The 12,873-nt window shown below is 70.6% G+C and carries 14 protein-coding genes; 10 read left to right on the plus strand and 4 right to left on the minus strand.

Annotated elements, in window-relative coordinates; translation table 11 throughout:
* The first annotated feature begins 42 nt into the window (after positions 1–42).
* Positions 43–228, plus strand: a complete 186-nt coding sequence (locus BY998_RS23935) for a hypothetical protein (RefSeq protein ID WP_146221760.1) — start codon at positions 43–45, stop codon at positions 226–228.
* On the opposite strand, the gene BY998_RS09325 is transcribed toward BY998_RS23935, so the two are convergent.
* Both BY998_RS09325 and BY998_RS09330 read right to left on the minus strand, forming a co-directional pair.
* Positions 210–2,798 carry an FtsX-like permease family protein gene (locus BY998_RS09325; protein WP_110351356.1) on the minus strand — a complete coding sequence of 863 codons (2,589 nt, stop codon included), beginning with the start codon at positions 2,796–2,798 and terminating at the stop codon, positions 210–212. The two genes, BY998_RS23935 and BY998_RS09325, sit on opposite strands and share 19 nt — an antisense overlap.
* A 173-nt stretch (positions 2,799–2,971) precedes the next feature.
* Entirely contained in the window at positions 2,972–3,283 is a 312-nt protein-coding gene (locus BY998_RS09330) for a metalloregulator ArsR/SmtB family transcription factor (RefSeq protein ID WP_110351357.1), read from the minus strand.
* A 108-nt stretch (positions 3,284–3,391) separates the two neighbouring features.
* On the opposite strand from BY998_RS09330, the gene BY998_RS09335 reads away from it, so the two are divergent.
* The gene (locus BY998_RS09335) at positions 3,392–4,288 is read left to right on the plus strand and encodes an acyl-CoA desaturase (protein WP_110351358.1); all 897 of its coding nucleotides are present in this window, start codon (positions 3,392–3,394) and stop codon (positions 4,286–4,288) included.
* 95 nt (positions 4,289–4,383) lie between these two features.
* On the opposite strand, the gene BY998_RS09340 is transcribed toward BY998_RS09335, so the two are convergent.
* Positions 4,384–5,841 (minus strand): HAMP domain-containing sensor histidine kinase, encoded by a 1,458-nt coding sequence (locus BY998_RS09340; protein WP_110351359.1) that lies wholly within the window; start codon positions 5,839–5,841, stop codon positions 4,384–4,386.
* A gap of 175 nt (positions 5,842–6,016) precedes the next feature.
* Here BY998_RS09340 and BY998_RS09345 point away from each other — a divergent pair, with 175 nt between their 5' ends.
* From BY998_RS09345 to BY998_RS09375, 7 genes are all read left to right on the plus strand, one after another.
* A complete protein-coding gene (locus BY998_RS09345; RefSeq protein ID WP_110351360.1) occupies positions 6,017–6,766 on the plus strand; it encodes a pyridoxine 5'-phosphate synthase in 750 nt (249 codons plus the stop codon).
* The gene (gene acpS, locus BY998_RS09350; RefSeq protein ID WP_110351361.1) at positions 6,763–7,173 is read left to right on the plus strand and encodes a holo-ACP synthase; all 411 of its coding nucleotides are present in this window, start codon (positions 6,763–6,765) and stop codon (positions 7,171–7,173) included. Before BY998_RS09345 ends, acpS begins: the two co-directional genes overlap by 4 nt.
* A 128-nt stretch (positions 7,174–7,301) precedes the next feature.
* The gene (gene lepB / locus BY998_RS09355) at positions 7,302–8,108 is read left to right on the plus strand and encodes a signal peptidase I (protein ID WP_110351362.1); all 807 of its coding nucleotides are present in this window, start codon (positions 7,302–7,304) and stop codon (positions 8,106–8,108) included.
* Positions 8,109–8,169: 61 nt separating this feature from the next.
* A complete protein-coding gene (rnc, locus tag BY998_RS09360) occupies positions 8,170–8,940 on the plus strand; it encodes a ribonuclease III (protein ID WP_110351363.1) in 771 nt (256 codons plus the stop codon).
* 5 nt (positions 8,941–8,945) lie between these two features.
* Entirely contained in the window at positions 8,946–9,890 is a 945-nt protein-coding gene (gene era, locus BY998_RS09365; protein WP_110351364.1) for a GTPase Era, read from the plus strand.
* Positions 9,891–10,084: 194 nt separating this feature from the next.
* Positions 10,085–11,011, plus strand: coding sequence for a methyltransferase (locus tag BY998_RS09370; protein ID WP_110351365.1), 927 nt, complete (start codon positions 10,085–10,087; stop codon positions 11,009–11,011).
* Positions 11,008–11,739 carry a pseudouridine synthase gene (locus BY998_RS09375; protein WP_110351366.1) on the plus strand — a complete coding sequence of 244 codons (732 nt, stop codon included), beginning with the start codon at positions 11,008–11,010 and terminating at the stop codon, positions 11,737–11,739. The genes BY998_RS09370 and BY998_RS09375 overlap by 4 nt, the downstream gene beginning before the upstream one ends.
* On the opposite strand, the gene BY998_RS09380 is transcribed toward BY998_RS09375, so the two are convergent.
* Positions 11,740–12,327: a hypothetical protein gene (locus BY998_RS09380; protein ID WP_110351500.1), complete on the minus strand. Its 588-nt coding sequence runs from the start codon at positions 12,325–12,327 to the stop codon at positions 11,740–11,742.
* 71 nt (positions 12,328–12,398) lie between these two features.
* Between BY998_RS09380 and BY998_RS09385 the strand changes: the two genes are divergently transcribed.
* Positions 12,399–12,758 (plus strand): hypothetical protein, encoded by a 360-nt coding sequence (locus BY998_RS09385; RefSeq protein WP_245421541.1) that lies wholly within the window; start codon positions 12,399–12,401, stop codon positions 12,756–12,758.
* Positions 12,759–12,873: the final 115 nt, after the last annotated feature.

Consider the following 12,873-nt stretch of genomic DNA (forward strand, 5'->3'; position numbering starts at 1 on the left):
CCCTTGGAACCTCTCGGCGTGGGCTTGTGTCGAGGTCCACGCATGCCCCTGGCGCGTCAAACGCGCCTCACGGCCGAATATGTTCGCTGGAACTGCCATAAACAAGTGGGCCTTGACCTGACGGCCACGTTTTCAAGCTTTCCAGATGCCAAAGATTTTGATGATTTTTTAGGGATGAAAATCCGTCCTGAAACGTCAGCAACGCCACCTCAGAACTGGCGAAGATAGGAAGCCGGCTTCTGTCCGAGAATGCGCCAGGTGCCGGCGAGGCCGACCACCACCGCGAACACGACCGCGAAGGCCGCAACCCCGAGCGCCCCGGCGGGATCGGGTGAGAAATCGAGGCGCATGACGCGAGAGACGATCACCCAGGCCGCGAGCGAACCGGCGACGATGCCGAACAGTGCGGTGGCGAATCCGAGCGCGCCGTATTCGAGGGCGTAGGCCGCCAGCAGCCGCGCCCGCGTGGCGCCGAGCACCTTCAGCACCACCGCGTCGTAGAGCCGGGCCCGGTGACCGGCGGCGAGCGCCCCGGCCAGCACCAGCAGGCTCGCGACCACCGCCACGACGCTGGCGCCGCGAATCGCCAGGACGAGCTTGTGGACGAGGTCGTTGACCGCCTCCAGCGCGTCCCTCACCCGCACGCTGGTGACCGAGGGGAAGGCCTTGGCCGCGTCGCGCACCACCTCCGCCTCGAGCTTCGGATCGGGTCCGTTGGGCAGCGTCAGCGTGGCCAGATCCGCGTGCGGCGCGCCGCGGAAGGTTCCCGGCGAGAACACCATGACGAAGTTGATGCCGAGCGAGCGCCACTCGATCTTGCGCAGGTTGGCGATGCGGGCCGAGATCGAGCGCCCGAGCACGTTGACGGTGACGGTGCTGCCGACCTTGAGGCCGAGGCCGCGGGCCAGCTCGACGTCGAACGAGACCAGCGGCTGGCGGCCCTCCTCCGCGCTCCACCACGCGCCCTCGACGATCTTCGATCCGTCCGGCGGCGTCTCGGCGTAGGTGATGCCCCGGTCGCCATCGAGCACCCAGGCGGCGTCCTCCGGCGGCTTGATCTGCCCGGCCGGCACGCCGTCCAGCGCCGTGATGCGGCCGCGCATCATCGGCACGCGCTCGATCTTGGCGTCGGGGGCGTGCGCCCCGAGGAAGGCCGAAAAGGCGTCGGCGTCCCGTGAGGGGACGTCGAGGAAGAACAGGCTCGGGGCGCGGTCGGGCAGGGAGCTTTCCAGGGCGCGGGTGATGTTGGCGTCGATCGCGCTCAGGGTCACCAGCAGCGTGGTCCCGAGGCCGAGCGAGAGCACCACCGCGGGCGTCAGAGCGCCGGGCCGGTGGAGGTTGGCCAGCGCCATGCGCGGCACCATGGCCTTCGGCCGCTTGAGGCGGGCGGCCAGCGCCATCAGCCCCGACGCGATGAGCCGCAGGCCGCCGAAGGCCAGGGCGGCGGCGGCCATGAAGATCAGCGCCACCTTCCGGTCGAAAGCTGTGAAGAGAGCGAGGCCCGCCAGCGCCAGCAGCGCTCCGGCCAGCACGGCGAGGTAGCGCCAGCGCGGCCGGCGGCCGGAGGGATCGACCGTGTCGCGGAACAGGCCGGCCACCGGCACGTCGTGGGCGCGGCCGAGCGGCAGGATCGCGAAGGCCAGCGCCGTCAGCAGGCCGTAGGCGGCGGCGAGCGCAAGCCGGGCCGGCGCGATCTCGGGATTGAGCGGCAGGGGAAGCTGGTCGCGCAGGACGGCATCGAGCAGGAAGGGCAGCCCCGCGCCGATGGCGAGGCCGAGCACGGTGCTGACGGCCGCGATCAGCATGACCTGGATCAGGTAGAGCACGACCACCTGCGAGCCCGGGGCTCCGACGCTCTTGAGGGTGGCGATGGAATCATGCTTGCCGTCCACGAAGGCGCGCACGGCGTTGGCGACGCCCACGCCGCCGACGATGAGCGCGGTGAGCCCCACCAGCGTCAGGAACTGGGTGAAGCGCTCGATGCCCTTGGCAAAGCGTGGGTCGGCGTTGTCGCGCGAGCGCATCTCGAAGCCCGCCTCGGGCAAGGCCTTCTGGACCGCCGCGCTGACGGCGGCGAGGCGCGCGTCCTCGGCGCCGGGCAGTTGCAAGCGGTAGGTGAAGCGGTTCAGGCTTCCCGGCTGGATCAGCCCGGTGGCGCGCAGGGCGTCGAGCGAGACGAGCAGGCGCGGCCCGAAGCCGATGCCCGAGCCGATCCGGTCGGGCTCGGAGACGAGAGCCGCGCGGATCTCGACGGGAAAGCCGCCCAGCGTCACCCGGTCGCCGGGCTTGAGCCCGAGCCGGGTCAGCAGGGCCGGGTCCGCCACCGCACCGAAGATCCCGCCCCGCTCGGCGATCAGGTCCTGCACCGGGGCTTGCGGCTCGGTCTCCGCCGCGCCGACCGCGGGGTAGGAGCCATCGACGGCCTTCAACTCGACCAGGGCCGCCCCACCATCGCCCGCCACTGCCATGGCGCGCAGGCTCGCGACCTCGGAGACCGCCGCCTGTCCGTCGAGCACGGCCCGCTCGGCCGGTGTCGCCTCGCGGTTGATCAAGCTGCAGGTGATGTCGCCGCCGAGAATCCGCCGCCCCTCGCGCCCGAGCCCGCCGGAGAGCGAGGCGGCGATGGAGGTGACGCCGCTGATCGCCGCCACCCCGAGCGCGATGCAGGCGATGAACACCCGGAAGCCGGAGAGCCCGCCGCGCAATTCGCGCAAGGCAAGCCGGAGCGTGAGCGGCAGACGGGAGGCCGGGACCGGCCGGGAGGGCGGAGTATCCGCCCCGGGGAGCGTGCCGTGCATGTGCGCTCGTTCTTCTCGTCGCCGACCGGGTCGGCCCGGCTCAATCTGGGCATTGGCGCCCCCTGCGCAACGGTCCGCACCGCCGCACGAGGCTTCAGCCGTCGCATCGCCGGGCGTTCGGCGCGAAGTCGCCGCCGGAATCCATGCGAGACCGGCGGCCGCCGCGGCACGGCTCAGGTCTTGGAGCGGCGGGCGCGGGCGGCGCTCTCGCGCCGGAGTGGACGGCCGATGGGGCAGGCTTCCTGCACGAAGCCGTTGAGGGTGTTCACGAGGCTCTCCGGCACCTGCCGGTAGAACACGAACTGGCCGCGCTTCTCACTGGTGACGAGCCCGGCGGCCTCCAGCACCGAGAGATGCTGCGAGATGGAGGCGCGGGTCATGTCGAAGCGCGCGGCGATGTCCCCCGCGCTCATCTCGCCGTGGGCGAGGATGGCGAGGATGCGCCGCCGGGCGGCGGAGGCGAGAGCTTCGAAGATGCGCTGCATGTTGGGCCGAACGAGACGTAGCGAAGGCACGGGCGCTTGACCATCCGGTGCGTCGGTATTTAGGTTATTGCCTAAATACCGAAACGGAGGCGTCCCGTGACCAACCCAGTGAGCTGCCTTTCGACGGAACGGGTGATCGTGGTGCCGGGCGTCTCGGCGACCGCGGGGCGCGTGAGGTGGGCGCCGGCCCGCTCTCTCTGGATCGGCGGGATGACGCTGGCGGCCCTCGGCCTGGGGCCGGTCTTCGTGACGCCGGGCGCTGTGCTTCTGTTCCTCGCCATCAGCGCGGTGACGCTCTGCCTCGGCCACTCGATCGGCCTGCACCGGCTCCTGATCCACCGCAGCTTCGAAGCGCCGCTCTGGCTCGAACGGCTGCTGGTCTGGCTCGGTACCCTGGTCGGGATGGCGGGGCCGCTCGGCATGGTCCGCCTGCACGACATGCGCGACTGGGCACAGCGGCAGGCGGCCTGCCACGATCTGCATGCGCACCGGGCCCAGCCCCTGAAGGATGCGTGGTGGCAGATGCATTGCCGGCTGGAGCTGGATCGCCCGCCGCTCTTCGCCCCCGAGGCGCGGCTGCGGGACGATCCCTTCCTGCGTTGGCTGGAGGCGACCTGGATGCTGCAGCAGGTGCCGCTCGGCGTCGCGTTTGTCCTCGTCGGCGGGATGCCGTGGCTGGTCTGGGGCGTTGCGGTGCGGGTCGCGGTCTCGGTGACGGGGCACTGGCTGGTCGGGCACGTCACGCATCGCAGCGGTCCCCAGGGCTGGGCGATCGACGGGGTCGCGGTGCAGGGGCACGATCTGCCGGCGGCGGCGCTCATCACCTTCGGCGAGGCGTGGCACGGCAATCACCACGCTTGGCCGGGCTCGGCGCGGCTCGGCATCGAGCCGGGACAGGCCGATCCGGGTTGGTGGGTGCTGACAGGCCTGCGGCGGCTGGGATGGGTCTGGAATCTACGCGAGCCGCAGGATCTGGCCCCGCGTGCGGGACTGCGGCGGGTGTGAGCCCGCGCAGCGCCTGAGCGAAGCCCGAATCCACCATTCCGAAGCGACCGATCGGATTCGACATAAAACGGCGGTCGCCGGCGGGAGCCCGTCGGTCAGGTGCCCGGCACGAGCACGCCGTTCCCGTGCGGCGCGGGTGCCGGCAGGGTCAGGGGAAGCTCGATCGTCACCCGCGTGCCGACGTTCTCCTCGCTCTCGAGGGCGATCTGTCCGCCCAAGGTCGAGACCACGAGGTTGTAGACGATGTGCAGGCCGAGCCCGGTGCTGCCCTTGTCCCGTCCCGTGGTGAAGAACGGATCGAAGATGCGCTGGAGGTTCTCCCGCGGCACGCCCTTTCCGTCGTCCTGAAAGACGATCCTGACCCGCGCCTCCTCGACTTGCGTCACGTCGATGGCGAGACGCCCCGCGCGTCCCTCGGGAAAGGCATGGATCATGGCGTTGAGCGCGAGGTTGCTGACGACCTGCGCCAGAGCCCCCGGATACGAATCGAGGATGATGCCGTCGGCGCAATCGAGCCGGACCTCGTGTCCCTTGCGCCGCATGACCGGATCGAGCGTGCTCAGCAATTCGGCGAACCACGGCCGGAGTTCGAAGCGGCGGCGGTCCTCCGTCGCCTGATCGACCGCGACCTGTTTGAAGTTGTGAACGAGGTCGGCGGCGCGCTGCAAGTTCGCGACGATCAGGGTCGCGCCCTCGCCGAGCCGGTCGACGCTCTGCGTCAGTTGCGAGCGGCGGATCTGTCCCGAGGCGGCGCTGCGGCGCAGCTGCGCGAGGGTGTGGTCGAAGGCGGTCGAGGTCGTCAGCGCCAGTCCGATGGGCGTGTTAATCTCGTGCGCGACGCCCGCCACGAGCTGGCCCAAGGCGGCGAGCTTCTCGGCCTGGACCAGATGCGTCTGGGCGGAGCGCAGGTCCGACAAGGCCTTCTCCGAGCGCTCCTTCTCAGCCTGCAGCGCCCGGGCCGTCCGGAATTGCCGCCGCGCGCGGTATTCGCGGGCCCCCACCCCGTAGAGCGAGAGAGCGTAGGCCGCGCCGATCTCGGCATTGTTCACGAGGGCCAAGCCGGGATTCTCGTGCGTCGCGATCGTCTCGAACAGGGCAAAGCAGGTCCAGGTCAGGACGGCGAACACGGCGAACGAGGTCACCCGCAGGGGCAGGAGCGTGGAGACGAACAGGATCACGATGATCAGGCCCGCAGCGCCGTGATCGAAGCTCGGCCGCAGGAAGACGTAGATCAGGCTGAGCACGCAGCCCGGAACGACGCAGTAGACGAGATAGATCTGCTCCGCGAAAGGCCGGGCGCCCGGCCGCGTGAGCAGGAGGGTCGCCGGCAACAGGACCAGGAGGGCGACGGCGAGCCGGAGCGCGGTGGCCACGGCCCAGGCGTCCGGGCTGAGAATCCAGTCCATGCCCGAGAAGGAGCAGTAGACGAAGGCGCCCAGCACCATCGCGGCCTGCGTGCGGCCGAGATCGTGAAGCGTGAAGCTCCGGACGAAGGAGCGTTCCTCGTCCGGGTCGTCGAAGCGAAGGCCGAGCTGAATCAGCAGCTTGTGCATCGCGCGAACGCTACACGCCGAGTGGGATTCGGGCGATGTGAAACGCGCGCTTCCATCCCGCTCTCCACGCCTCTCGCGCTCGGGCCGGCCCGGACCCTTCTCCGGACCCTTCCAAGCTACCGCGACAGCCGCTAAACCGTCGGCCCTCCACTCGGCGAAGGATCGGAAGCAAGCCGTGTCGTCCATGCGCCTGGGCGTGAACATCGATCACGTCGCCACCGTCCGCAACGCCCGCGGCGGGCTCTCGCCCGATCCCGTGCGCGCTGCCCGCGAAGCCGTGGCCGCGGGCGCCGACGGCATCACCGCGCACCTGCGCGAGGACCGCCGCCACATCCGCGACGCCGACATCGCGGCGCTCCGGGAGTTGCCGGTGCCGCTCAATCTGGAGATGGCGGCGACCGACGAGATGGTCGCCATCGCGCTCGCCACCCGGCCCCACGCCGCCTGCCTCGTGCCGGAGAAGCGCGAGGAGCGCACCACCGAGGGCGGCCTCGACATCGTCACGGGCCGCGCGCATCTGGCGCCGCGCATCGCCACCCTGGCGGAGGCCGGCATCCGCGTCTCGCTGTTCGTCGAGCCCGACGAGGCGGTGATGGAGGCAGCACGGGCCCTGGGCGCGCCCGTGGTGGAGTTGCACACCGGCTCCTATTGCGAGGCGGTGATCGAGGGCGATCCGGCCCGGGTCGCGCACGAGCTCGGCCGGATCGTGCGGGCGGCCGCCCACGGGGCCGGGCTCGGCCTGGAGATCCATGCCGGCCACGGCCTCACCGTCGAGAGCGTCGGGCCGGTGGCGGCGCTGCCGCAGATCCGCGAACTCAATATCGGCCACGCTCTGATCGCCGAGGCGATCTTCGTCGGCCTGCGGCAGGCGGTGCACGACATGCGCGCGGCCATGGACCGGGCCCGGCGGCAGGCCGAACCATGATCCTCGGGATCGGCACCGACCTCTGCGACATCCGCCGCATCGAGTCCTCGCTGGCGCGATTCGGCGAGCGCTTCACCCATCGCGTCTTCACGGACGGGGAACGGGCCAAATGCGACCGGCGCGCCGCCCGAGCGCCGTCCTACGCCCGGCGATTCGCCGCCAAGGAGGCCTGCGCCAAGGCACTCGGCACCGGCATCGGCCGGGGCGTGTTCTGGCGGGACATGGAAGTGGTCAACCTGCCCGGCGGCCAACCCACCCTGCAGCTGAGCGGAGGTGCGCGGGAGCACCTGGCACGCATGGTCCCGGCGGGACACGAGGCCCGGCTCCACATCACGCTGACGGACGAACCCCCTCTGGCGCAGGCCTTCGTGATCATCGAGGCCGTGCCGGTTTCGAAGGCAGCATAGGTTTAAGCCAGCTCATCCTCCGCGTTGCGGGCGAGCCCGGCTTAGTCTAGACCCGCCGCCCAGCAGGACAGCCCACCAGCCAACAGGAAGCGGCTGCCGATACGGCGGGGCCGGAGGCTGCATCACTCATGGATACGGGGCACGCGCGCGTGGATCGCGAGGGCAAGACGGAGATCCGGCCAGTCGAGCCCGGGACCTGGGCCAGCATCCGGGAAACCGTGAAGGTCGGCGTCCAGGCGCTGCTGATCGCACTGGTGGTGCGCACGCTGCTGTTTCAGCCGTTCAACATTCCGTCGGGATCGCTGATTCCCACGCTGCTGATCGGCGATTACCTGTTCGTCTCGAAATACACCTACGGCTACTCGAAATATTCGCTGCCCCTCTCCGAGTACCTGCCCTTCCAGGCGAAGGGCCGGGTCTGGGCCGCCGAGCCGAAGCGCGGCGACATCGCCGTGTTCAAGCTGCCGAAGGACAACGCGACCGATTACATCAAGCGCGTGATCGGCCTGCCCGGTGACAAGATCCAGGTGATCGAGGGCGTGCTCAATATCAACGGCAAGCCGGTCAAGCGCGAGCGCATCGCCGATTACGAGACCCTCGACGCCTTCGACCAGACCGTGAAGGTCGCGCAGTACAACGAGACGCTGCCGGGCGGCGTGACGCACCGGGTGATCGAGCGCGACGGCGACCGCGGCTTCTGGGACAACACCGAGGTCTACACGGTGCCCGCGGGCCACTACTTCATGATGGGCGACAACCGCGACAATTCCACCGATTCGCGCGATCTCGCCAGCGTCGGCTACGTGCCCTTCGAGAACTTCGTCGGCCGCGCCGAGATGATCTTCTTCTCGATCGACGAGCGCACCCCCGCCTGGCAGATCTGGCGCTGGCCGGCGGACGTGCGCTGGAGCCGCATCTTCTCGACGATCCACTGATCCCTCGGACGGACGTGTCGGCGACAGGACGATCCGCCGCCGCCCCGTGGGGCGGTCGGCGATGAGCGAGGACGGCGAAGGCGCCGCGCGCTCCAGCCGTGCCCGGCGCGCGCACCGTCCTCGGCCGAGCCTCGAAGTGCTGGAGGCGCGCATCGGCCACAGTTTTGCCGATCCGGCCCTGCTGCCCCTGGCGCTGACCCATGTGAGCAAGGCCGGCGCCTCGGGCCGCGTCGGCAGCTACCAGCGACTGGAATTCCTGGGCGACCGTGTGCTCGGGCTCGCGGTGGCCGAGACGCTCTACCGGGCCATGCCGGGCGCGGAAGAGGGCGAGCTCTCCCGCCGGCTCGCCGGCCTCGTGCGGCGCGAGACCTGCGCGGCGGTGGCCGAGAGCTGGGAGGTCGGGCCCCATCTCAATCTCGGCCCCGGCGAGATCCAGACCGGCGGGCGACGCAACCAGACCATCCTGGCGGATGTCTGCGAGGCGATCCTCGGCGCGGTCTTCCTCGATGCCGGCTACGAGGCGACGCGCGCGATCGTGCAGCGCGCCTTCCGCCCCGGCGAGGAAACCGCCGCGCCGCGCGGGCGCGATGCGAAATCGGCCTTGCAGGAATGGGCGATGGCGCGCAGCCTCGCGATCCCGCTCTACGAGGTGGTGGAGCGCTCGGGCCCCGATCACGCCCCGGTCTTCCGGATCGCGGTGCGGGTCGAGGGCATCGACCCCGGCTACGGCGAGGGCGCCTCGAAGCGGGTGGCGGAGCAGGAAGCGGCGCGCGCCGTGCTGGCCCGCGAGGGCATCGGCGGAACGCAGGGACAGGATGGATCGATTGGTTGAGTCACATGGCTGAGCACGAGGACGGCGAGGGCGGCGCCCCGCACGAGGCACCGGCAGAAACGCGCGCGGGCTTCGTCGCGCTCATCGGCGTGCCGAATGCGGGCAAATCGACCCTCCTGAACGCGCTCGTCGGCGCCAAGGTCTCGATCGTCTCGCGCAAGGTGCAGACGACCCGGGCGCTGGTCCGCGGCATCGTCATGGAGGACGCGGCGCAGGTTGTGCTGGTGGACACGCCCGGCATCTTCGCCCCCAAGCGCCGCCTCGACCGGGCGATGGTGCATTCCGCCTGGAGCGGCGCCTCGGATGCCGACGCGGTCTGCCTGCTGGTCGATGCCCGAAAAGGGGCCGACGAGGAGGTCGAGACGATCCTGCGCCGCCTGCCGGACGTGAAGCGACCCAAGATCCTGATCCTCAACAAGATCGACCTCATCGCCCGCGAGCGTCTGCTCGAACTCGTGGCCAAGCTCAACGCCGCGGTGTCCTTCGAGGATACCTTCCTGATCTCGGCACTGAAGGGCGATGGCATCGCCGACCTGCGCAAGGCGCTGGCCCGGCGGATGCCGCCCGGCCCCTGGCTCTACCCGGAGGACCAGATCTCCGACGCGCCGCTGCGGATGCTCGCCGCCGAGATCACCCGGGAGAAGATCTACGACCGGCTGCACGAGGAGCTGCCCTACCGCTCCACCGTCGAGACCGATCAGTGGCAGGTGCGGCCCGACGGCTCCGTGCGCATCGAGCAGACGATCTTCGTGGAGCGCGAGAGCCAACGCTCGATCGTGCTGGGCAAGGGCGGCCAGACCATCAAGGCCATCGGCCATGCGGCCCGCATCGAAATCGCTGAAGCCGCCGAGTCCAAGGTGCACCTGTTCCTGCACGTGAAGGTGCGCGAGAACTGGGCCGACGATCCCGCCCGCTACCGCGAGATGGGCCTCGAATTCCCGACGGGCTGACCTCTCTTTCTCGCCATCCCATCCCCGACCTCATCCTGAGGTGCCGACGCGAAGCGGCGGCCTCGAAGAATCCTCCAGAGCCCGCGCGGTTGCTGGAACACCCTTCGAGGCCCGCTCACGCGGGCACCTCAGGATGAGGATCAGGATGGGATGAACCCCTTGCGGCGACGGCCACAGCCTGAACACCTAGCCCCATGCCCCACACCGTTCCCGATCTGCGGGCCATCCTCTACGGCCTTCCGCCGGCCGATCTCGCCGCCGTGCCCGAGGGCGCCGCCCAGGTCTCGCCGCTGATCCCCGGCTCGGCGCGGCTGGAGGATGCGGCGGAGGCGAGCCTGGAGGCCGCCGTGCTGCTGGCGCCGCCGGGCACGATGGAGCGGCGCTACGCCCTGGCCCTGGCGATCCGCGCCCTGCGGCCCGGGGCTCGGCTCGTGGCCCTGGCCCCGAAGGACAAGGGCGGCTCGCGGCTCGCCAAGGAATTGCGCGGCTTCGGTCTCGCGGTGAGTGACGAGGCGCGCCGCCACCACCGCATCTGCACGGCCACGCGGCCCGAAGCGCCCGAAGGCATCGAGCCCGCGATTTCGGGGGGCGCGCCGCGCCACATCGACAACCTCGCCCTCTGCACCCAGCCCGGCATCTTCTCCTGGGACCGGCTCGATCCGGGCAGCGCCCTGCTGCTGCGCCACCTGCCGACCCTGTCGGGACGCGGGGCCGATCTCGGCTGCGGCCTCGGCATCCTGGCGCGCGCAGTGCTGAAATCCGAGAAGGTCGCGGCGCTGGCGCTCGTCGACATCGACCGCCGCGCCATCGAGATGGCCCGGCGCAATGTCGGCGAGGCGCGGGCCAGCTTCCACTGGGCCGACCTGCGCGGGTCGGAGCCGGCCCTGTCGGGCCTCGACTTCGTCGTCACCAACCCGCCCTTCCACGACGGCGGCGCGGAGGATCAGTCCCTGGGCCGCACCTTCATCGCCCGCGCGGCGGCCGCCCTGCGGCCGGGCGGGACGCTGCACCTCGTGGCCAACGCCCACCTTCCCTACGAGGCGCCCCTGCGCGCGGCCTTCCGCACCGTCACGCCGACCGTCACGGAAGGGGGCTACAAGTTGTTCGAGGCGCGCAAGTGAAGGCGCTCCGTCTCGACAGGCTCCTGGCCAATCTCGGCTACGGCTCGCGCCGCGAGGTCGAGGGGCTGGCCCGGGCCGGCCTCGTGCGCCTCGATGGGCAGAGCCTGCGTGACGCCTCGCAGCGTGTCCCCCTCGACCCCGACCTGCCGGAGCGGATGACGGTGCAGGGAGAGGCGCTCGACCCGCTGCCGGGCGTCTGCCTGATGCTGCACAAGCCGCTCGGCGTGACCTGCTCCCACAAGGAGGCAGGGCCGCTGGTCTACGGGCTGCTGCCCGAGCGCTGGCGGCGGCGCGATCCGGCGCTCTCGACCGTCGGGCGCCTCGACAAGGAGACCTCGGGCCTCCTGCTCATGACCGACGACGGTGCTCTGCTGCACCGGATCATTTCGCCGAAGGCCAAGGTGTCCAAGCGCTACCGGGTGAGCCTGGCCCGCCCGCTCCAGGGCGACGAGGCGGCGATCCTAGCCTCCGGCGAGTTGATGCTGGAGGGCGAGGACAGGCCGCTCCTGCCCGTCGGGATGGAGACCGAGGATGCGACCCACTGCACCGTGATGCTGCACGAGGGCCGCTACCATCAGGTTCGGCGCATGTTCGCGGCGCTCGGCAACCACGTCGATGCGCTCCATCGCGACCGCGTCGGCGGCCTTGCCCTGCCGACGGATCTGGAGGCGGGCGGCTATCGGGTGCTCGGGCCCGGCGAGATCGCGAGCCTGTTCGCCGCCGGTTGATCAGGGCGCGCGGCACTCCATGGCCGCCGTCGCCTCGACCACGCTGAGGGCTCGGCGCCGAACCTCCAGGGAGACTTTTGGACTGTCGGCGACGGCCGCCGCCTCGCGTCTCAGGGCCGCGTCGCAGGCGCAGGAGTTGAAACCGCTGCTCTCGTAACAGGCATCGTGGCGCATGCAGGCCGCGTCGAGGGCGTCGATCGCGGGCAGCCCCTCCCCTCGCTGGCCCTTCCCGCAATAATTCCCGTGGAACAGATCCCGGCCGGCGAGGACCTTGCCGAGATCGCCGCGCGGCGGTGCCGGCGCCTCGGCTTGCCCGCCCGGGTTGAGATCGTTGGCGGGGCCTCCCGCTCTCGACCCCGACCCGCGCAGGGCCTTCGGAATGCCGGAGCTTCCCCCGGGCTCGTTCAGGGCCTCGCCCGCACGGGTATTCGGCTCGGACAAGTCCGGCATAGGGGGCGGCGGCCCCGGACGCGGCTCATCCGCCTCCATCGTCGCGGCCGGCGGCTCCTCTTCGGCACTCTGCGCCGACAGAGCCTGCGGATGGGCCAGAAAGATCAACCCGAGCAGCAAGGCGGGCAAGGGTTTCATCGTGTCCCCCCTGAAATGCGGACCGATCAACCTTGAGCTTGGACTTTTCGTTCCCGAGGCTTCGCCCCTCGATGACGCCTCTGACTGCGGGCTTCACCGCAGCACGCATTTCGGATGCAACGGTTGAAGACCGGACGACGTTCTGGCCTTCGACCCGGATCGACCGGGCGTTTTGGGAGCAGATCATGCTGGTACGTTTTGGGCTGGGCGCCGCACTGACCGTAATGGCCGGGAGTGCCGCGTTCGCCGCTCCCATGTCGGACGAGGACAAGGCCGTCCTCCAGCAGCAATGCGCCGGTGATTTCACGACCTTCTGCGCCGGCCTTCCGCCGGAGGACGGCCCGGAGACGCAGGCCTGCTTCCAGAAGAACATGTCGCAGCTGTCTCCCGGCTGCCAGAGCGCGATCAAGGCCTACAAGAAGAAGGGCTGACCGCCGGAGCGAAAGGCGGCTTCCGGCCCGCCCGAGCGATGGTCGGCGGGATCCGGTTCCTGCCGACCGAGCCTGCTGGACCCTTGGTTCCCTGGGCTCGCCGCGCCGCCGATCG

The organism is Methylobacterium sp. B4 (assembly GCF_003201865.1).
Classification (GTDB): domain Bacteria; phylum Pseudomonadota; class Alphaproteobacteria; order Rhizobiales; family Beijerinckiaceae; genus Methylobacterium.